This is a genomic window from Curtobacterium sp. MCSS17_005 (assembly GCF_003234225.2).
Lineage (GTDB): Bacteria > Actinomycetota > Actinomycetes > Actinomycetales > Microbacteriaceae > Curtobacterium > Curtobacterium flaccumfaciens.
Genome location: NZ_CP126258.1, coordinates 170,625 through 188,544 on the forward strand (window position 1 = coordinate 170,625; position 17,920 = coordinate 188,544).

Annotated in this window: 21 protein-coding genes; 15 read left to right on the top strand and 6 right to left on the bottom strand. The window is 70.8% G+C overall.

The window, feature by feature from the left end; all coding sequences use genetic code 11:
* Window positions 1-6: 6 nt before the first annotated feature.
* The 12 genes from folP to DEJ20_RS00890 all read left to right on the top strand — a co-directional run bounded on the left by folP (window position 7) and on the right by DEJ20_RS00890 (window position 9,065).
* Window positions 7-975 (top strand): dihydropteroate synthase, encoded by a 969-nt coding sequence (gene folP, locus DEJ20_RS00835; protein WP_173032459.1) that lies wholly within the window; start codon window positions 7-9, stop codon window positions 973-975.
* Window positions 972-1,361 (top strand): dihydroneopterin aldolase, encoded by a 390-nt coding sequence (folB, locus tag DEJ20_RS00840; RefSeq protein WP_111234398.1) that lies wholly within the window; start codon window positions 972-974, stop codon window positions 1,359-1,361. The genes folP and folB overlap by 4 nt, the downstream gene beginning before the upstream one ends.
* Complete coding sequence (folK, locus tag DEJ20_RS00845) at window positions 1,358-1,912, top strand: 2-amino-4-hydroxy-6-hydroxymethyldihydropteridine diphosphokinase (protein WP_111234397.1); 555 nt, start codon at window positions 1,358-1,360, stop codon at window positions 1,910-1,912. Before folB ends, folK begins: the two co-directional genes overlap by 4 nt.
* Complete coding sequence (locus DEJ20_RS00850) at window positions 1,909-2,400, top strand: DUF3180 domain-containing protein (protein ID WP_111234396.1); 492 nt, start codon at window positions 1,909-1,911, stop codon at window positions 2,398-2,400. The genes folK and DEJ20_RS00850 overlap by 4 nt, the downstream gene beginning before the upstream one ends.
* Before the next feature lie 24 nt (window positions 2,401-2,424).
* Entirely contained in the window at window positions 2,425-2,946 is a 522-nt protein-coding gene (locus DEJ20_RS00855; protein WP_111234395.1) for a PH domain-containing protein, read from the top strand.
* A 170-nt stretch (window positions 2,947-3,116) separates the two neighbouring features.
* The gene (locus DEJ20_RS00860) at window positions 3,117-4,715 is read left to right on the top strand and encodes a PH domain-containing protein (RefSeq protein WP_284183361.1); all 1,599 of its coding nucleotides are present in this window, start codon (window positions 3,117-3,119) and stop codon (window positions 4,713-4,715) included.
* The gene (locus DEJ20_RS00865; protein WP_181431447.1) at window positions 4,712-5,404 is read left to right on the top strand and encodes a Rossmann-like and DUF2520 domain-containing protein; all 693 of its coding nucleotides are present in this window, start codon (window positions 4,712-4,714) and stop codon (window positions 5,402-5,404) included. Before DEJ20_RS00860 ends, DEJ20_RS00865 begins: the two co-directional genes overlap by 4 nt.
* A 71-nt stretch (window positions 5,405-5,475) precedes the next feature.
* Entirely contained in the window at window positions 5,476-7,002 is a 1,527-nt protein-coding gene (gene lysS, locus DEJ20_RS00870; protein WP_111234393.1) for a lysine--tRNA ligase, read from the top strand.
* Between the two features lie 29 nt (window positions 7,003-7,031).
* Window positions 7,032-7,235 carry a hypothetical protein gene (locus DEJ20_RS00875; RefSeq protein ID WP_071245264.1) on the top strand — a complete coding sequence of 68 codons (204 nt, stop codon included), beginning with the start codon at window positions 7,032-7,034 and terminating at the stop codon, window positions 7,233-7,235.
* 58 nt (window positions 7,236-7,293) lie between these two features.
* Complete coding sequence (locus DEJ20_RS00880) at window positions 7,294-7,455, top strand: hypothetical protein (RefSeq protein WP_163343079.1); 162 nt, start codon at window positions 7,294-7,296, stop codon at window positions 7,453-7,455.
* Between the two features lie 63 nt (window positions 7,456-7,518).
* On the top strand, window positions 7,519-7,653 hold the full coding sequence (locus DEJ20_RS00885) for a hypothetical protein (protein ID WP_258320880.1): 135 nt from the start codon (window positions 7,519-7,521) through the stop codon (window positions 7,651-7,653).
* Between the two features lie 353 nt (window positions 7,654-8,006).
* Window positions 8,007-9,065, top strand: coding sequence for a sigma-70 family RNA polymerase sigma factor (locus DEJ20_RS00890; RefSeq protein ID WP_035809350.1), 1,059 nt, complete (start codon window positions 8,007-8,009; stop codon window positions 9,063-9,065).
* A 150-nt stretch (window positions 9,066-9,215) separates the two neighbouring features.
* On the opposite strand, the gene DEJ20_RS00895 is transcribed toward DEJ20_RS00890, so the two are convergent.
* A complete protein-coding gene (locus DEJ20_RS00895) occupies window positions 9,216-10,148 on the bottom strand; it encodes an NAD(+)/NADH kinase (RefSeq protein WP_027467066.1) in 933 nt (310 codons plus the stop codon).
* 70 nt (window positions 10,149-10,218) lie between these two features.
* Between DEJ20_RS00895 and DEJ20_RS00900 the strand changes: the two genes are divergently transcribed.
* Entirely contained in the window at window positions 10,219-10,695 is a 477-nt protein-coding gene (locus DEJ20_RS00900; protein ID WP_181422596.1) for a Clp protease N-terminal domain-containing protein, read from the top strand.
* A 224-nt stretch (window positions 10,696-10,919) separates the two neighbouring features.
* Entirely contained in the window at window positions 10,920-13,439 is a 2,520-nt protein-coding gene (locus tag DEJ20_RS00905; protein ID WP_027467068.1) for an ATP-dependent Clp protease ATP-binding subunit, read from the top strand.
* 293 nt (window positions 13,440-13,732) lie between these two features.
* Here DEJ20_RS00905 and DEJ20_RS00910 read toward each other — a convergent pair whose 3' ends face one another.
* The 5 genes from DEJ20_RS00910 to DEJ20_RS00930 all read right to left on the bottom strand — a co-directional run bounded on the left by DEJ20_RS00910 (window position 13,733) and on the right by DEJ20_RS00930 (window position 17,247).
* A complete protein-coding gene (locus DEJ20_RS00910; RefSeq protein WP_111234391.1) occupies window positions 13,733-14,755 on the bottom strand; it encodes a DUF8805 domain-containing protein in 1,023 nt (340 codons plus the stop codon).
* A complete protein-coding gene (locus tag DEJ20_RS00915) occupies window positions 14,752-15,702 on the bottom strand; it encodes a hypothetical protein (RefSeq protein WP_111234390.1) in 951 nt (316 codons plus the stop codon). The genes DEJ20_RS00910 and DEJ20_RS00915 overlap by 4 nt, the downstream gene beginning before the upstream one ends.
* A 4-nt stretch (window positions 15,703-15,706) precedes the next feature.
* Entirely contained in the window at window positions 15,707-16,162 is a 456-nt protein-coding gene (locus DEJ20_RS00920; protein ID WP_111024020.1) for a hypothetical protein, read from the bottom strand.
* The gene (locus tag DEJ20_RS00925) at window positions 16,159-16,602 is read right to left on the bottom strand and encodes a hypothetical protein (protein WP_035809351.1); all 444 of its coding nucleotides are present in this window, start codon (window positions 16,600-16,602) and stop codon (window positions 16,159-16,161) included. Before DEJ20_RS00925 ends, DEJ20_RS00920 begins: the two co-directional genes overlap by 4 nt.
* Before the next feature lie 192 nt (window positions 16,603-16,794).
* Window positions 16,795-17,247 (bottom strand): SRPBCC family protein, encoded by a 453-nt coding sequence (locus DEJ20_RS00930; RefSeq protein WP_027467072.1) that lies wholly within the window; start codon window positions 17,245-17,247, stop codon window positions 16,795-16,797.
* Between the two features lie 106 nt (window positions 17,248-17,353).
* Here DEJ20_RS00930 and DEJ20_RS00935 point away from each other — a divergent pair, with 106 nt between their 5' ends.
* Window positions 17,354-17,896 (top strand): amino-acid N-acetyltransferase, encoded by a 543-nt coding sequence (locus DEJ20_RS00935; RefSeq protein WP_071245253.1) that lies wholly within the window; start codon window positions 17,354-17,356, stop codon window positions 17,894-17,896.
* The last annotated feature ends 24 nt before the right edge of the window (window positions 17,897-17,920 follow it).

Here is a 17,920-nt window from a genome sequence, read left to right on the forward strand (position 1 = left end):
GCCGGCATGACCGAGCTGCCGACGCGACGAGAGCGTCGACTCGCCGAGGTGAGTCGTGCCCGCGCCGCCGCCGCCGAACCGGCGACGGTTGCGATCGACCTCCGTGCACCCCAGCCGGTGCCGGAGGTCGTGACCGGCCGTCGCCGTGACCGCGGTGGACCGGCCGAGGAGCGCACCCGGGTGCTCGGCATCCTCAACGTCACCCCCGACTCGTTCAGCGACGGTGGACTGCACCAGGCCTACGACGCCGCCGTGCAGCACGCACGTGACCTCGTCGCCGCCGGCGCGGACGTCATCGACGTCGGTGGCGAGTCCACCCGCCCCGGTTCCGAGCGCGTGCCCGTGCCGGTCGAGCAGGAACGGGTGCTACCGGTCGTGCAGCAGCTCGTCGCCGAAGGCATCCCGGTCAGCGTCGACACCATGAACGCCGCGACGGCCGAACGTGCCGTCGACCTCGGCGCTGCCATCGTCAACGACGTCTCCGGCGGGCTCGCCGACCCGGACATGGCCCGGGTCGTGGCGTCGACGGGCGTCGGCTTCGTCGTCATGCACTGGCGCGGCCACAGCGACCGGATGTACCGCAACGCCGAGTACACCCACGCGGTCGAGGAGGTCCGGCGCGAGGTCGAGCTCCGCGTCGCCGAACTCATCGTGCTCGGCGTCCGGCAGGAGCAGGTCGTGATCGACCCGGGTCTCGGCTTCGCCAAGCACGGCGTGCAGAACTGGGAGATCCTGGCCGGCTACGAACGCTTCGCCTCGATCGGCCTGCCGGTGCTCGTCGCCGCCTCACGCAAGCGGTTCCTCGACGGTGTCGGGAGCCCCGAGGGCGCCCCGCCCAGGGAGCGCGACCTCGCCACCGCCGCCATCAGCCTGCTCGCCGCCGAACGCGGCGCGTGGGGTGTGCGCGTGCACGACCCGGCACCGACCCGTGCCGTGCTCGACGTCTGGGACGCCTGGAGGGCAGCTCGATCGTGAACGACACCATCCGACTCACCGGGGTCCGCGCCCGCGGACACCACGGCGTCTTCGACCACGAGCGCGAGGACGGCCAGGACTTCGTCGTCGACGTGGCCGTGGAGCTCGATGCCCGCGTCGCCTCGGGCAGCGACGACCTCGACGCCACCGTGCACTACGGCGTCCTCGCCGAGCAGGTCGTCGCCGAGATCGAACGCGACCCGGTCGACCTGATCGAGACCCTGGCCGAACGCATCGCCGCGGCCGTGCTCACCCACCGTGCCGCACTCGCGACCGAGGTCACGGTGCACAAGCCGCAGGCTCCGATCACCGTGCCGTTCACCGACGTCTCGATCACCATCCGGCGCACCCGCGGCGCCACGGTGCCGGACGAGGAAGAAGAATGATCCACCGGGTCGTCGTCGCCCTCGGAGCGAACCTCGGCGACCGGGGGAGCACGCTCCGCGCCGCCGCCACCGCGATCGCCGCCCTGCCCGGGGTCGAGCCCGTGGCCTCGAGCCGCGAGGTCGAGTCGGTCGCCGTGACCCTCGACGGCCTCGACACGTCGAAGCCCCGCTACCGGAACGCCGTCGTGGTCGTCGACACCGACCTCGAGCCACAGGCCTTCCTCGATGCCCTGCACGGCATCGAGGACGCCCACGGCCGCACGCGCGAGGTCCGGTGGGGCGACCGCACCCTGGACCTCGACGTCGTCGCGGTGGACGACCTGCGGATCGCCACGGACACCCTGGTCGTGCCGCACCCCCGGGCAGCGGAGCGCGCGTTCGTGCTCGCCCCGTGGCTCGACGCCGACCCCGAGGCCGTCCTGCCCGGTGCCGGACCGGTGGCCGACCTGCTCGCCGCCGTGGGGGACGACACCGAGCGCGTCGACGAGCCGCGCCTGTTCGCGGAGCCGGCACGGGCCTCCCGGCCGGCGGGGAGCGCGACCAGCGCATGAAGCCCACCCGTGCCTCCACGCTGATCAGCATCGCCGTCGTGACGGTGGTCGCCGGTTTCGCGGTCGACGCCGTCCTGGCGTCGCGCCAGCTGCCGACGTTCCTGTTCTCGATCCCGCTCGGCGTCACGCTCGCGTTCATCGGCGTCGCCGTCGTGCTCATGGCGCGCCCGGTGCGCCGGCACGCGCGCGACGGCGCCGGACGCCAGCGGCCGGTCGACCCGCTCTACGCAACGCGGGTCGTCGTGCTCGCGAAGGCGTCCAGCATCTGCGGCACCCTGCTCGGCGGGTTCGCCCTCGGCCTCGTGCTGTACCTGCTGACCCGTTCCGCGACGCCTTCGCTAGGCTCGACCCTGCCGAACGTGATCGCCGTCGGGGGCGGGATCGTCCTGACGGTCTGCGCACTCGTGGCAGAGCGCATGTGCATCGCACCTCCGGGTGACGACGACGACCGTGACGATCCCCGCAACGGTTCGACGACGGTGAACTGACCGAGCAACCCCAGGAGGCCCGCGATGCCGCGTGAACGACTCGACGAGCCCGGCCTCGGCCTCGGTGGGATCGCCTGGCAGCGGGTGTCCGCGAAGCTCGTGTGGACCGAACTCATCACCACGCTCGTGATCGGTGTCGTGCTCACCGCGGGCTGCGTGCTCATCGGGATCGTCACCGACGGCTTCGGTTCCGGGGCCGGCACCGTCTGGCTCTCCATCGGCATCGTCGTCGCGGTCACCACGGCGATCACCGCGGCGCTCACACCCCGACGGGTCCGGGCCATCGGCTACGCGCTCCGCGACGACGACCTGGTCGTGCGCCGTGGCCTCATGTGGCAGCGGTTCACGGCGGTCCCGTACGGCCGGATGCAGCTCGTCGACGTCGCCCGGGGGCCGCTCGACCGGGCGCTCGGCATGAGCGAGCTGAAGTTCGTCACCGCCGCGGCCGCGACGAACGTGCGGATCCCGGGTGTCCCGGCAGCGAACGCCGACGAGCTGCGCGACCGCCTCGTCGAGCTCGCCGAGTCCCGTCGCGCCGGACTGTAGGGGTCGTCCGTGACCTTCCGACCGGGCACCCGCCACCCGCTCCACCCGCCCCGCCCACCCGGGGCAACGCGGCCGCCGCGGCACCCCTGACCGACGGTGAGTGGCACCGCCTGCACCCGCTCACCCCGCTGCTCAAGGGCGGGATCTTCCTCATCGTCATCCTCGGCTACGTGCTGAACAGCCTGCGCGACCAGCTCGTCGAGTTCTTCATCCCGGGCGAGCAGCAGGAGGACGGTGACCCGGTCCGGTACGTGTACGAGCACGGCGTCGTCGGCTGGGTCCTGCTCGGCATCGTGGTGCTGCTCCTGGTGCTGATCGGGCTGTTCTACCTGTCCTGGCGCATGCACGAGTTCCGCGTCACCGGCGAGATCGTCGAGGTGCGCTCGGGCGTGCTGTTCCGGAACCACCGCAAGGCCCGGCTCGACCGGATCCAGGGCATCAACATCCAGCGTCCCCTCGTGCCCCGGGTGTTCGGCACCGCCAAGCTCGAGATCGCGCAGGCCGGCAACGACGCCAACGTGCAGCTCGCCTACCTCGGGGCCCGCGCCGCCGACGACCTGCGGCAGCGGATCCTGGTGCTCGCGTCCGGCGCGAAGGACGACGACGGCCACGGCGGTCCGTCGCGGCAGTCGCACGGAGCACTGCAGGACCGCGTCGACGAGATGTTCTCGCCCGAGCTCGACCCGGCAGCCGTGCACGCGACCCGCATCGTCAAGGTGCGCCCCGGGCGCCTCATCGCGTCGATGCTGCTGTCCGGCACGACGCTGTTCCTGCTGCTCGTCATCGCCGGCATGATCGTCAGCGTCGCCCTCACCGGCGAGTTCGCGGTGCTGTTCGGGCTGTTCCCCGCCGTGCTCGGTGCCGGTGGCTACTACGTCCGCAAGTTCTCCCGTTCGCTGCAGTACACGATCGCCGAGACCCGCGACGGCATCCGGATCGGCTTCGGGCTGGTCTCGACGTCGAACGAGACGCTGCCGCCCGGCCGCATCCACGCCGTCAGCGTCGCCCAGCCGCTGCTGTGGCGCCCGTTCGGCTGGTGGGACATCCGCATCAACCGTGCGACGAGCGCCGGCAACGGGGCGTCGAGCAACCAGCAGGTGTCCTCGATCGTGCTGCCTGTCGGCACCACGGCGGACGTCCGCGAGGTCCTCGACATCATCCTGCCCGGGCTCGTCGGCACCGTCGTCGCCGGCCCCGAGGCGTCGCAGGAAGCCCTGCGCGAAGGGGCTGCCGAAGCCGTGGACGTCGTCGACGACAGCCTGACCACCTCGGGCGACCGCGGCGGCTTCGTGCACTCCCCACGCCGTGGCGCCTGGCTGCGTCCGTTCGCGTTCCGGCGCAACGGCTACCGGTTCGTGCAGGGTGCGGTGCTGCTGCGACTCGGTGCCGTGTGGCGCTCGCTCGTCATCGTGCCGCTGCCGCGGGTGCAGAGCGTCAAGGTCGAGCAGGGTCCCCTCGAGCGTGCCCTGCGGCTCGCAGCCGTCCACGTCCACACCGTGGCTGGTCCGGTCTCGGCCCGCGTCGGCGCGCTCGACGCGCGGGACGCGCAGCGCCTGTGGTCGGAGACGACGCAGCGTGCCGTCGAGGCGGCCGCGGTCGACACGACCCACCGCTGGCGCGAACGGGAGGCCCGTCCCGCGGCCGCCACGCACACTGCGGCCGACACCGCGCCCGGCTCCGGAGCCCCTGCCGGACCGACGACGGACCACCGGTCCGGCGCCGTCCCCGCCGGCTGGGGCGACGTGCCCCCGACCGGAGCCGCACGATGAGGGCCGGGCGTCTCGGGGTCGGCATCGTCGGCGCCGGACGGGTCGGACCCGTCCTCGGAGCAGCCCTGGCGAACGCGGAGCACGCCGTCGTCGGGGTGACCGCCGTGTCCGACGAGGGCCGTGACCGCGCCGAGGCGATGCTGCCCGGCGCCCCGGTGCTCGCGACGCCGGACCTGGTGGAGCGGAGCGAACTCGTGCTGCTCGCGGTGCCGGACGACCAGCTCGCCTCGCTCGTGCAGGGGCTGGCGGACGCCGGGATCTGGCAGCCGGGGCAGCTCGTCGTGCATACCAGCCCGGACCACGGCGTCGGCATCCTCGCCCCGGCGATGGCAGCCGGTGCCATCCCGCTCGCGATCCACCCGGCGATGGCCTTCACGGGCACGAGCGTCGACCTGTCCCGGCTGCGGGACGCGTACTGCGCGGTGACCGCTCCGTCGCCCGTCCTGCCGATCGCGCAGGCGCTCGTGGTCGAGATGGGGGCCGAACCGTTCGTCGTGGCCGAGGGCGACCGGCCCGCCTACGCCGATGCGGTGCGGGCCGCCGTGAGCTTCTCGACCGCGATCGTCGACCAGTCGGCGGGCACCCTGTCCGGCATCGGCGTCGAACACCCGGGTCGTGTCCTCGGTGCGCTCGTCCGCTCCGCCGTCGACAACGCGCTCACCGCCGCCGACGGGCAGTCGACGCTCTAGCGGTTCGGGGGCGGGACCGCGGCGCGGGTAGCATTTCCCCCGACCCCCACGACCATCGGAGCCGCACCCGCATGACCGACGAGACCGTCACCCCCGACACCGCGATCGCCGACGCCGCCGCACTGGCCGAGCAGGAGACCAGCGAGCAGCGACAGGTCCGGCTCGACAAGCGGGCGAAGCTGCTGGAGTCGGGCATCGAGGCGTACCCCGCCGAGCTCCCCATCACCTCGACGATCCCGGCCGTGCGCGAGCAGTACGCGCACCTGGAGACCGGCGAGGAGACCCAGGACGTCGTGGGCATCGCGGGTCGTGTGGTGTTCTCTCGTAACACCGGCAAGCTCTGCTTCGCGTCCCTGCAGTCGGGCGACGGCTCGCGCATCCAGGCGATGGTCTCCCTGGCCGAGGTGGGCGACGAGTCCCTCGCCCGCTGGAAGGAGTTCGTCGACCTGGGCGACCACGTGTTCGTGCACGGACGGGTGATCTCCTCGCGCCGCGGCGAGCTGTCGATCATGGTCGACGACTGGGCGATCGCGGCGAAGGCGATCCTGCCGCTGCCGAACCTGCACAACGAGCTCAACGAGGAGACGCGGGTCCGCCAGCGCTACCTCGACCTCATCGTGCGCGACGAGGCCCGCGCCACCGTGCGTGCCCGCGCTGCCGTGATGGCCTCGCTCCGCCAGACCTTCACCGCGCACGAGTACCTCGAGGTCGAGACCCCGATGCTGCAGACCCAGCACGGCGGCGCCTCGGCCCGACCGTTCGTGACGCACTCGAACGCCTTCGACACCGAGCTGTTCCTGCGCATCGCACCCGAGCTGTTCCTGAAGCGCGCCGTCGTCGGTGGCATCGACCGGGTGTTCGAGATCAACCGGAACTTCCGGAACGAGGGCGCCGACTCGTCGCACTCGCCCGAGTTCGCGATGGTCGAGGCGTACCAGGCGTACGGCAACTACGAGCAGATGGCCGACCTGACGCAGGAGCTCGTGCAGAACGCGACCCGCGCGGTCACCGGCGGTGCGCTCGAGGTCACCCTGCCCGACGGCAGCACCTACGACCTGGGTGGCGAGTGGCCCCGCATCGACATGTACGGCTCGCTGTCCGAGGCCGCGGGGCGCGAGATCACCCCGGAGACCCCGCTGTCCGAGCTGCAGGCGCTCGCCGAGGCCGAGGGCGTCGAGGTCGCCCACGCCACGCACGGCAAGTACGTCGAGGAGCTCTGGGAGCACTTCGTCATCGACTCGCTCGACCGCCCGACCTTCGTGATGAACTTCCCGGTCGACACCTCGCCGCTCACTCGGCAGCACCGCACCCGTCCGGGCGTCGTCGAGAAGTGGGACCTCTACGTCCGCGGCTTCGAGCTCGGCACGGCGTACTCCGAGCTCGTCGACCCGGTCGTGCAGCGGGAGCGGTTCGTCGAGCAGGCGAAGCTCGCGGCCGGCGGTGACCTCGAGGCGATGCGCGTCGACGAGGACTTCCTGCGGGCCCTGGAGCACGCGATGCCCCCGTCGGGCGGCATGGGCATGGGGATCGACCGCCTGCTCATGGCCATCACGGGCCTGGGCATCCGCGAGACGATCTTGTTCCCGCTGGTCAAGTAACTCCGAGTCCACCGGGGTACGATGCTCGGGTGCCTGAAGGAGTCGTAAGCGGGATCGTCTTCGCCCTGACGCCGACCATCGTCGTCGGCCTGATCTTCTGGTTCGTGATGCGCGCGATCATGCGTGCCGACCGGACCGAGCGTGCCGCGTACGCCAAGGTCGAGGCCGAGGAGCGCGCCCGCTTCGAGCGTGAGCACGGGCGCCCCGCGCCGGCTCCGACGTCGGCCGAGTAGCCGCCCGCGGACGATCCACTTCACCCCGTGTTCACCGCGCGGTGTGATCCTGTCGCGCATGCCCACCATCCCGGAGTCCGCCGCCGGCGTCGATGACCTCGACGACCTCGATGTGGAGGACGCCTTCGGACACCCGGCGTCCGGGGCGTCCGTCTCGCCCGTCGGCAGCGACGACGGACCCCTCGACGACGAGGGCGACGTCGACGACCTCGACGTCTGAGCGCCGACGGACCGTCACGCACCGTTCACCTCGCCGACGCGTGCCGGGGTGAGCATCGTCCGCATGGCAACCACCGCACATCCCTTCACGGGCCGCAGCCTCGTCGGTGACATCGAGAGCGAGTACGACGAGTTCGACCGAGACGCAGACCTCGAGGTCTCCAAGCGCCGGGACGGGTGGCTCGAACCCTCCTGGTGACCCCCACCCATTCGGTATTCGGGGTACGACGACCAGATCGCACTGATCCGGTCGGACGTACCCCTTTTGCATGTCCGGAGTACGCAGTCGCCTGGGGTACACGATCGGAAACGCTGGTGAAACACGCCTGCAACGCCGGAAACACGGCGTTAGCCGCTTGATCCAGGGCCGATTGGGGGACCAGACTGTCGATGGGCTGTACCCCGCGGGGGACGCTTTCGATGACGAAGCACGGAGAACCCTGAGAATCGCTCCGAACGATTTGTGGGGTACACCTCCGGGCCGCTTTACTCATCAGCACCCCCCGGCAACGCCCCACGAAGCCATCACCGTCGAACGCAGGGAGAAACACCATGACGATCGCAACGGCTGCACCCAGCACCACCCGCCGCACCGCCACCAAGAAGGCATCGGCATCGAAGACCGCGACCGCCGAGTCCGCCACCACCTCCCTCGACACCGAGGTCGAGGCCGACGAGCAGCTCGCCGGTGTCCGCGGCGCCTCGGTCGACCAGGTCGGCGACTACCTCCGTCACATCGGCCGTCTCTCGCTCCTCACCGCCGAGGAAGAAGCGCAGATCGCACGCCGCATCGAGGTCGGGCTCTTCGCCGAAGAGAAGCTCGCCACCGAGAAGGGCCTCGCGAAGACCCTGCAGCGTGAACTCCGCTGGCTCGTCCGCGACGGTGAGCGCGCCAAGGAGCGCATGATCACCTCGAACCTCCGCCTCGTCGTGAGCATCGCCAAGCGGTACTCGCAGCGCGGCCTGCCCTTCATGGACGTCATCCAGGAAGGCAACCTCGGCCTGGTCCGTGCGGTCGAGAAGTTCGACTTCACGCAGGGCTACAAGTTCTCGACCTACGCCACCTGGTGGATCCGCCAGGCCATCTCGCGTGGTCTCGCCGACAAGGCACGCACGATCCGCATCCCGGTGCACACTGTCGAGCTCATCAACAAGATCTCGCGCACCGAGCGTGACCTGACCGTCGACCTCGGCCGTGCGCCGATGCCGGAGGAAGTGGCCGCCGAGCTGAGCATGAGCGTCGAGGAACTCGTCGACCTCAAGGGCCGCTCGCACGAGCCGGTCTCGATCCACACCGTGGTCGGCGACTCCGACGACAGCGAACTCGGTGACTTCATCGAGGACGAGGACGCCGCGAGCCCGAACGAGCTCACCGAGACGACGCTGCTGCACCGCGACATCCGCTCCATCGTCGCCGAGCTGCCCAGCGACGAGGCGAACGTCATCCGCATGCGCTACGGCCTGGACGACGACAAGCCGATGACCCTCGACGAGATCTCGAAGATCGTGCACACGACCCGCCAGGCCGTCAGCCGGGTGGAGTCGCGTGCGAAGCTGCGGCTGTTCGCCAAGGCGGTCTCGCAGGACATGCAGCTGTACCTGACCGACTAGGTCAGTGGACTTCGGCCGGCACGTTCACCCGTGCCGGCGCGGGGAAACCGGGTCGTTCTGTGGGAAGACGATCCGGTGGGGTGATGGGACGGCCCGCTCGAGCACTGCTCGAGCGGGCCATTCACGTTCCCGGGGCCAGGGCGGGCGGCGTCAGTCGTCGATCTCCCGCCGGAGCTTCTGCCGCAGATCGCTCGGGATGAGCTCGACCAGCTGGTCTGGCCGCACCGGCAGGTCGAGCAGGCTGAGCTTCACACGTCCGGTCCGGCCGTGCCGCTCGGCGTCGAGCCGCACCACGCTGCCGGCGTCCTTGCGGAGTCGCATGTCGATCTGCGCCCCGGTGGCCACCTCGCCGACCACGAGCCCATCGACCTCGAGCGCTGCGCTCCTCGTGCCCTCGGCGATGTCGAACCGGTAGCGCTCCCGCGCGGCGAGCACCACGGAGCGGTCGATCCCGGCCATCGGCGCGACCGGCGTCACCACGGAGCCGGACAGCGCGGGGGAGAGCACCGGCCCACCGGCGGCGTAGTTGTACGCGGTGGAGCCGGCGGGTGTCGCGGCCACGATCGCGTCGGCGCGGTAGTACCCGTACCCGAGCCCCCCGACGCTGAGGTCGGCCGAGACCTGCCCGGCACCGGGCCGCCGCACGATGGTCAGGTCGTTGAACGCCAGGTAGTCGGTGCGGGCACCGCCCCAGGACAACCGGGCCTCGAGCGCGTGGTGCGGCTCGAGCTGGTACTCGCCGGCGGACAACCGCTCCAGAGCGCTCTCGAGCTCGGGCGGCTCGATCTCGACCAGGAACCCGACGTTGCCGTAGTTCACGCCGAGGACGGGCACCGGGCGCTTCGCCACGAGCCGCATCGCGCCGAGCATGGTGCCGTCGCCGCCGAGGGCCACGACCAGGTCCACGCGGTCGGTGAAGTCGTCGTCGTCGACCACGTCGACCCCGCCGCCGATGCGCTGGGCGTCCGCGCGCCGGGCGAGCAGCTCGCCCTGGCCGGACGCGTTCCAGCGCTGCAGGGTCGTCACGGACTCCTGCACGTTCTTGGTCGGGTGGACGACGAGGCCGACGACGGGCTGCTCCATGAGCGGATCGTACCGAGCGGACCTCCGATGCGGGCTGTCCCTTCCCGGAAGCATGCGATATTCTGAATACATGCAGACCGCTCAACTCTCCGTCGCCCTCCCCTCCGTCCGGCACGGCCGCGAGATCGTGCTGCTCGCCGACCTCGAATCCCACGAGTCCGGCTTCGGCTTCGTCGACGCCGAACACCTGCTGCTGGCCGCCGTCACGCTCTGCGCCGGCATGCCCCGCTTCCGCCCCGTCCTCGACGCCCACCGGATCACCCCGGACACCGTCCGCTCCGGCATCCGCGCCTTCGTCGGCGCCCACACCACCTGCCCCGGCGAACACGACCGCGTCGCGTGCACGCCCGCCGCGATGCGCGTGCTCGCCCGAGCCGCGACGATCGCCGGCCGTTCGGAGCGCATCCGACCGCCGCACGTCGTCCTCGCCGTGCTCGACTCGGTCGACGATCCGCTCGCCGGATCGGCGCACGACGTCCTCGACGCCCTGGGCGTCGACGCGCGCCGCTTCCGACGTGACCTGCGTCGCGCGGTGCGGCGCGCCTGACCCAGCGCGACCGACAAGCGGACTGGAGGCCCGTGGCGATCCCGCCACGAGCCTCCAGTCCGTCTCGTCGTTCGCTCACTGCGCACAAGACGCACCCTGGTCACGCCCACGGCGAACAGGGGCAGCCCCCGGGGGGAGCGCTGGTTACTCTCGAAGTACTTGGCCGGACTCACACGAGACCGGCACAGCGTCGGCTCCGCTCATCAGGGGCCAAGGGAGAGCACATGTTCGAGAGATTCACCGACCGGGCCCGTCGTGTTGTCGTCCTCGCTCAAGAAGAAGCGAAGATGCTCAACCACAACTACATCGGCACCGAGCACATCCTCCTCGGCCTCATCCACGAGGGCGAGGGCGTCGCCGCCAAGGCGCTGGAGTCGCTGGGCATCTCGCTCGACGCCGTGCGCGAGCAGGTCCAGGACATCATCGGGCAGGGCCAGCAGCAGCCGACCGGGCACATCCCGTTCACGCCGCGCGCCAAGAAGGTGCTCGAGCTGTCCCTGCGTGAGGCGCTGCAGCTCGGCCACAACTACATCGGCACGGAGCACATCCTGCTCGGCCTGATCCGCGAGGGCGAGGGTGTCGCAGCCCAGGTCCTCGTGAAGCTCGGCGCCGACCTGAACCGGGTGCGCCAGCAGGTCATCCAGCTCCTGTCCGGCTACCAGGGCAAGGAAGCGGTCGCCGTCGGCGGCGAGCAGCAGCAGAACGCGCAGCAGGGTTCGCAGGTCCTCGACCAGTTCGGTCGGAACCTCACCCAGGCCGCGCGCGACGGCAAGCTCGACCCCGTCATCGGGCGCGAGAAGGAGATGGAGCGGGTCATGCAGATCCTCTCCCGCCGCTCCAAGAACAACCCCGTCCTGATCGGTGAGCCCGGCGTCGGCAAGACCGCCGTCGTCGAGGGCCTCGCCCAGGCGATCGTCAAGGGCGACGTGCCCGAGACGCTGAAGGACAAGCAGCTCTACTCGCTCGACCTCGGATCGCTCATCGCCGGGTCCCGCTACCGCGGTGACTTCGAGGAGCGCCTGAAGAAGGTCACGAAGGAGATCCGCACCCGCGGCGACATCATCGTCTTCATCGACGAGATCCACACGCTCGTCGGTGCCGGTGCAGCCGAGGGCGCGATCGACGCGGCCTCGATCCTCAAGCCGCTCCTCGCCCGCGGTGAGCTCCAGACCATCGGTGCCACCACGCTCGACGAGTACCGCAAGCACTTCGAGAAGGACGCCGCACTCGAGCGTCGCTTCCAGCCGGTGCAGGTCAACGAGCCGTCGCTGCCCCACGCGATCAACATCCTCAAGGGTCTGCGCGACAAGTACGAGGCGTTCCACAAGGTGTCCATCACCGACGGCGCGATCGTCGCCGCGGCGAACCTGGCTGACCGCTACGTGCAGGACCGCTTCCTGCCGGACAAGGCCATCGACCTGATCGACGAGGCCGGCGCTCGCCTGCGTCTGTCGATCCTGTCGGCGCCGCCGGAGCTCCGCGAGTTCGACGAGAAGATCTCGACGGTCCGCGGGTCGAAGGAAGCCGCCATCGAGGAGCAGGACTTCGAGAAGGCCGCGAGCCTGCGCGACGAGGAGAAGAAGCTCCTCGGCGAGCGTCTCCGCCTCGAGAAGCAGTGGCGTGCGGGTGACGTCGCCGCGTCCGGCACCGTCGACGAGGGCATCATCGCCGAGGTCCTGGCCCAGGCCACGGGCATCCCGGTGTTCAAGCTCACGGAAGAGGAGACCTCGCGTCTCGTCTTCATGGAGAAGGCACTGCACGAGCGCGTCATCGGTCAGGAAGAGGCCATCTCGGCCCTGTCCAAGACCATCCGCCGTACCCGTGCTGGCCTGAAGGACCCGAACCGTCCCTCCGGCTCGTTCATCTTCGCCGGCCCCACGGGCGTCGGGAAGACCGAGCTCGCCAAGGCCCTCGCCGAGTTCCTGTTCGACGACGAGGGTGCGCTGATCTCCCTCGACATGTCGGAGTTCGGTGAGAAGCACACCGTGTCCCGCCTGTTCGGTGCCCCTCCCGGGTTCGTCGGGTTCGAGGAGGGCGGCCAGCTCACCGAGAAGGTGCGCCGCAAGCCGTTCTCCGTGGTCCTGTTCGACGAGATCGAGAAGGCCCACCCGGACATCTTCAACTCGCTGCTGCAGGTGCTCGAGGAAGGCCGTCTCACCGACGGTCAGGGCCGCGTGGTCGACTTCAAGAACACCGTCATCATCATGACCACGAACCTCGGTTCGCAGGGCATCGCCGGTGGCCCGGTGGGCTTCCAGGTCGAGGGTGACTCGGCCGTCGGCTACGACCGCATGCGCGGCAAGGTCAACGAGGAGCTCAAGAAGCACTTCAAGCCCGAGTTCCTGAACCGTGTCGACGACACGATCGTGTTCCCGCAGCTGTCGCAGCCCGAGCTGCTGCAGATCGTGGACCTGTTCGTGAAGCGTCTGGCCGACCGTCTGCTCGACCGCGACATGACCGTCGAGCTCACGCTGCCGGCCAAGGAGCAGCTCATCAAGGTCGGGTTCGACCCGTCCCTCGGTGCTCGGCCCCTGCGTCGCGCGATGCAGCACGAGGTCGAGGACCAGCTGTCCGAGCACATCCTGCAGGGTGAGCTCAACGCCGGCGACCATGTGAAGGTCGACTTCGTCGACGGTGCGTTCCACTTCGAGACCGGGCGTCAGCCGGGCCGCGAAGAGGTCCTCGCCGGTGCAGCCGCGGTCGAGGCCGCGACCGACACGCCCCAGGGCGAGATCGAGTCCTAGGACCTGACACCCCACGGACAGGAGGCTCGGTGCCAGCTGGCACCGAGCCTCCTGTTCGTTCCCGGGTCGCGTTCAGATCCCGCATCGCCGATCTGCGCGCCCTTGCGGCCACGGACCCCCGTCCGGGGGTACTGTGATGACAACGCGCGAGACGTTCCCCCCAACTCCTCGCGCGTCGCGCTCGATCGGTTCCCCCCAACGGATCGAGACGCAGCCGGCCCCGGTCTGTTCGCAGACCGGGGCCGTTGCACGTCCGGGGTGGTGCCGGCTGGCCGGCCGGCCGGTCGGCCGTGTCAGCCCGCGGCAGGCAGCTGTGCGGCGAAGTCGCGGACGGCGCGCTCCCAGCGCTCCGGGTCCTCGTTCCACTCGAGCGTGTGCGGTGCCGTGCGGAACGTGACCGTGGTGGCGCCCTGCCGCGCGGCGACGGCGGCGACGTCGTCGGCTGCGACCAGGGCGTCGGCCTCGGAGTGGATCAGCAGCGTCGGCGTCGACGAGTCCTGCCACGTGGTCGTCGTCACGGGGGTCGGGGCCCCGGCGAGCCGTGACAGCACGTTCGTTGTCGCGATGCGGGCGGCGACCGTGCCGACGAACGCGGGCAGGTGCGCGCCACGGACGGCTCCGCGGAGTGCCGAGGCGACGTCGAGCAGGGGTGAGACGGCCACGATTCCGTCGACGTCGACGCGTGCGGCGGCGACGGAGCAGGCGAGCGCGCCGGCGGACCAGCCCTGCAGCACGACGCGCTGAGCACCACGGGCCCGGGCGGCGCGGACGGCGGCGACGATCCGGTCCGCTGCCCCGGCGTCGAGGGAGCGGAGCGGCAGGTCGGTGGTGTCGACGACCTCGGACGAGGCGCCGAGCGAACGCCAGACCCCGACACCGCGCAGGACCTGGCGCGGGCCGAGGGACTGCCCGTGCACGTGGACCACGTGGGTCGTGGCGGCATCGGGCTCGGTGCCGGGCACGTCGTCCGGTCCGTCGTACCGCAGGGCGTCCCAGCCCCACGCACCGGTCGCCACGGGGGCGGTGACGCTGCGGCGGACGGTGTCGCCGTCGCTGCCGGTCCCGGTCGCTGTGCCCGCGGTGGTGATCGCGCCGACCTGCACCCGGGTGTCGTCGCGCTGCAGGTCGTAGGTGCCCGGCAGGCGGGTGTCGCGGGTGGCGGTCAGTTCGACCTCGGTGTCGGTGGCGCTGCGGACCGTGGCGGTCGCCGTGTACGGCGTGGGGAACAGCAACCGTCGTGCGACGAAGGCGCCGAGTCCGAGCGTGCCGACCGCTCCTGCTGCGGTGCCGAGTGCCGTGATGCGTGCGCCGGTCATGTGATCTCCCTGAGTCGTGCCGTGGTGAGCGTCGCAGCGGCCGGGACGTCCTGCCCGGCCTCGCGCGCGCGGTCTTCGATCTCGACGGACAGTCGGTGCTGCCGACTCCGCCACTGGCGACGCTGCCACACGATCGTGAAGTAGAGCCCGGTGTTGCCCGATGCCGTCTCGAGCCGCCGGAGTTCCGGTTCGAGCACGCGGAACCGGCGTCGGGCGGCCCGCCAGTCGCGGAACTCCCGTGCGGCGTCGGGCAGGACGCCGCCGGCCGCGCCGATGGCGAGCAGGACCATCGAGCCGAGGAACACCGGGGTGTAGAGCTTCGACAGGACCCCGACCGCACCGTCGGCACCGGCGACGTGCACGGCGTCGAGGGCGATCGCGATGCCGGCGAGCAGCACGAGGCCGGCGGCACCGACGACGAAGAGCCAGTACAGACGGCCGAGCCCGTCGCCGCTCCGGAACCCGCGCAGGACGGCGACGGCCGACCGGGCGATCACGATGGCGATGTAGGTCATCTCGACCGCCGAGTAGAGCGCGGTCGGCAGCTGGTCGCCGTAGGCCACCATGAACTGCGCCGTGGGCGTCGGTGCGTCGATGAGGCTGAACAGCACGACGAGGGCGACGAGCACGAGCACGCAGCCGATGATGCGGCTGGCGCGCAGGAGCTTGGCGGAGCGTGCGGCGGCCTCGACCGACTGCGCGAGGGCGAACATGCCGCACACCATCAGGCAGCGGCCGATCAGGTCGGCGATGTTCGGCACGTGCGTCACGCCGGCGAGGAACGTCGTGACGTCGGGCTGGTTGATCGTGAGTCCGACGGCGACGCAGCTGCAGCAGACCATCAGCCAGGTGACGCTGGCCGACTGGGTGCGCACCAGGAGCAGCCGGGCGACCAGCACTGCCAGGATCAGCCAGACCGGGATCGACCCCCAGACGTGCAGCGTCACCGCGTCACCGGAAGATCCCGGGCTGGCCCTCGGGGTCGAGCAGCCCGATCCGCAGCGCGAGCTGGTCGGCGACGAGCTCGACGGCTTGCTCGTGCGGGGTGTCCAGCGAGCGGGTGAACGCCGTCCGGCCGCTGAGCAGCCCCGTGTACGCCTGGTGGTCGCAGCCGGTGTCGTCCATGAACACGTGGGCGAGTTCGTGCAGCACGCACGCCACCCGGGAGCGCTCGGACAGCCCGGGGCGGGTCTCGAGCAGGGCGTGGTCGGTGCGCTGGATGAGCCGCGCGGACAGGTCGCCCGGCAGCTCCGTGGTGCGCACGTGGATCGGCTTGCCGAGCGCCGCCTCGGCGCGGGCGGTCAGCTCCGGCAGGGACAGCCGACGGGGGAGGCCGAGGCGCTGCACGCGGCGACGGGCCTCGGTCTGCCGACGCAGGGCGTCGAAGCGGTCGCGGTACCCGCTCACGGGGTGCCGCCCGATTCGTCCAGGCGACGCAGGTGGTCGGTGAAGTCGCGGATCTCGTCCGCCGAGGCGAACTCACCCAGGCGTCGGGTCGCGAACGCGACGACCTCGCGCTTGCGGAGTTCGAGCACGAGCTCCAGCTGCGCCTGCACCCGCTCCGGCACGTCCGTGTTGCCGGCAGCGTCGGTCAGGTACTCCGCCGGGACGCCGAAGTAGGTCGCCAGGGCCGCCAGGAGCCGCTGGTCACGGACAGCCGGACCGTTGCCGCCGAGCATGTAGCCCCAGCGCGGTCGGCTCATCGACGCACCCTGCGCCTCGATCTCGGCGGCGATCTCCTTGTACGGGGGGCGCTGGCCCGAGTTGGCCTCGACGACGTCCATCAGGAGCTGCAGTTTGCGCGACAGTTCCCGACGGTGTGCGTCGTCGTCGTTGTACTCGATCACGTGTCCCCACTCTCACATCTGTCTCAGACATGATAAAACTGATCCAGCGCGTCGGCCGGTGTCACCACTCTGCCAGGCTCGCGCTCGCTCGTCAGGTCGGCATTTCGATGGGGGGATGCCGAACGGGGGACGATCGAACGGGAGGCGCGGTGCCAGCTGGCACCGCGCCTCCCGTCCGTCGTGTGGTGCGGACTACGCCTGCACGTCGCCGCGCCAGCCCGGCTGGGTCGGTGCGTTCTCGACGCGCTCCTTGTAGTTCTGCAGGTCCTTCTTGACGGCGTGGCCGCCGACGCCCACGGCGGAGCCGAGCTTCTCGAGGATGCCGGAGGGCTCCCAGTCGATCTGCACGGTGACGCGGGTCTCGGCGTCGGAGAGCTTGTGGAAGGTGACGACACCGGCGTGGTCGGTCTCGCCGTCCTTCACGGTCCAGGCGACACGCTCGTCGGGGTGCTGCTCCGTGATGAGGGCCCGGAACTCGCGCTCCTGGCCGGCGATCTTCACGGTCCAGTCGGTGGTCTTGTCGTCCACCTGGACGATCTTCTCGACCTCGTCGAGGAAGTGCGGGAACTCCTCGAAACGGGTCCACTGGTCGTAGGCCTGGCGGACGGGGACGTTGACGTCGACGGTTTCGATGATCTGAGGCATACCCCGGACGGTAGGCCGATCGACCTGGGCGGCACTCAGCAGCGCTGTCCCCCTGCGGCTTCGGCGGATGCGGGTCCGTCCGTCGCTGCGCAGTAGTGTGGGGCGGATGACAGAGCACGGCAAGCACGCGTTCCACGAGCGCGACGACCACGGGATCCTCGTGCGTCCGGCGCTCGCCTCGGACGTCCCGCACATCCAGCGGCTCATTGCCCCCTACGTCGACCGGCGCATCCTGCTCGGCAAGGAGAACGTCGCCCTGTACGGCTCGATCCAGCAGTTCCGGATCGCCGAAGGGCCCGACGGCACCCCGATCGGGTGCGGCGCGCTCGCCGTCTTCTGGGACGACATCGCCGAGGTGCGCACGCTCGCCCTCGACGAGCAGTGGATCCACAAGCGCGTCGGGCACCGGATGCTCGAAGCGCTCGAGCACGACGCCCGCGAACTCGGCGTCGCCCGGATCTTCTGCCTGACCTTCGAGGTCGACTTCTTCGCGAAGCACGGGTACCTGGAGATCGGCGAGAGCGTCGTCTCACCGGACGTCTACGCCGAACTGGTCCGCTCGTCGGACGAAGGGGTCGCCGAGTTCCTCGACCTCGCACGGGTCAAGCCGAACACCCTCGGCAACACCCGCATGCTGAAGAACCTCTGACGCTTTCTCGTGCCGCCCGGCGGG

Excerpts from the sequence above, each read along its gene's own strand:
- folP (WP_173032459.1), top strand. The coding sequence starts at position 7 with ATGACCGAGCTGCCGACGCGACGAGAGCGTCGACTCGCCGAGGTGAGT.
- folK (WP_111234397.1), top strand. The coding sequence starts at position 1,358 with ATGATCCACCGGGTCGTCGTCGCCCTCGGAGCGAACCTCGGCGACCGG.
- DEJ20_RS00850 (WP_111234396.1), top strand. The coding sequence starts at position 1,909 with ATGAAGCCCACCCGTGCCTCCACGCTGATCAGCATCGCCGTCGTGACG.
- DEJ20_RS00855 (WP_111234395.1), top strand. The coding sequence starts at position 2,425 with ATGCCGCGTGAACGACTCGACGAGCCCGGCCTCGGCCTCGGTGGGATC.
- DEJ20_RS00865 (WP_181431447.1), top strand. The coding sequence starts at position 4,712 with ATGAGGGCCGGGCGTCTCGGGGTCGGCATCGTCGGCGCCGGACGGGTC.
- lysS (WP_111234393.1), top strand. The coding sequence starts at position 5,476 with ATGACCGACGAGACCGTCACCCCCGACACCGCGATCGCCGACGCCGCC.
- DEJ20_RS00880 (WP_163343079.1), top strand. The coding sequence starts at position 7,294 with ATGCCCACCATCCCGGAGTCCGCCGCCGGCGTCGATGACCTCGACGAC.
- DEJ20_RS00885 (WP_258320880.1), top strand. The coding sequence starts at position 7,519 with ATGGCAACCACCGCACATCCCTTCACGGGCCGCAGCCTCGTCGGTGAC.
- DEJ20_RS00890 (WP_035809350.1), top strand. The coding sequence starts at position 8,007 with ATGACGATCGCAACGGCTGCACCCAGCACCACCCGCCGCACCGCCACC.
- DEJ20_RS00895 (WP_027467066.1), bottom strand. The coding sequence starts at position 10,148 with ATGGAGCAGCCCGTCGTCGGCCTCGTCGTCCACCCGACCAAGAACGTG.
- DEJ20_RS00900 (WP_181422596.1), top strand. The coding sequence starts at position 10,219 with ATGCAGACCGCTCAACTCTCCGTCGCCCTCCCCTCCGTCCGGCACGGC.
- DEJ20_RS00905 (WP_027467068.1), top strand. The coding sequence starts at position 10,920 with ATGTTCGAGAGATTCACCGACCGGGCCCGTCGTGTTGTCGTCCTCGCT.
- DEJ20_RS00910 (WP_111234391.1), bottom strand. The coding sequence starts at position 14,755 with ATGACCGGCGCACGCATCACGGCACTCGGCACCGCAGCAGGAGCGGTC.
- DEJ20_RS00930 (WP_027467072.1), bottom strand. The coding sequence starts at position 17,247 with ATGCCTCAGATCATCGAAACCGTCGACGTCAACGTCCCCGTCCGCCAG.
- DEJ20_RS00935 (WP_071245253.1), top strand. The coding sequence starts at position 17,354 with ATGACAGAGCACGGCAAGCACGCGTTCCACGAGCGCGACGACCACGGG.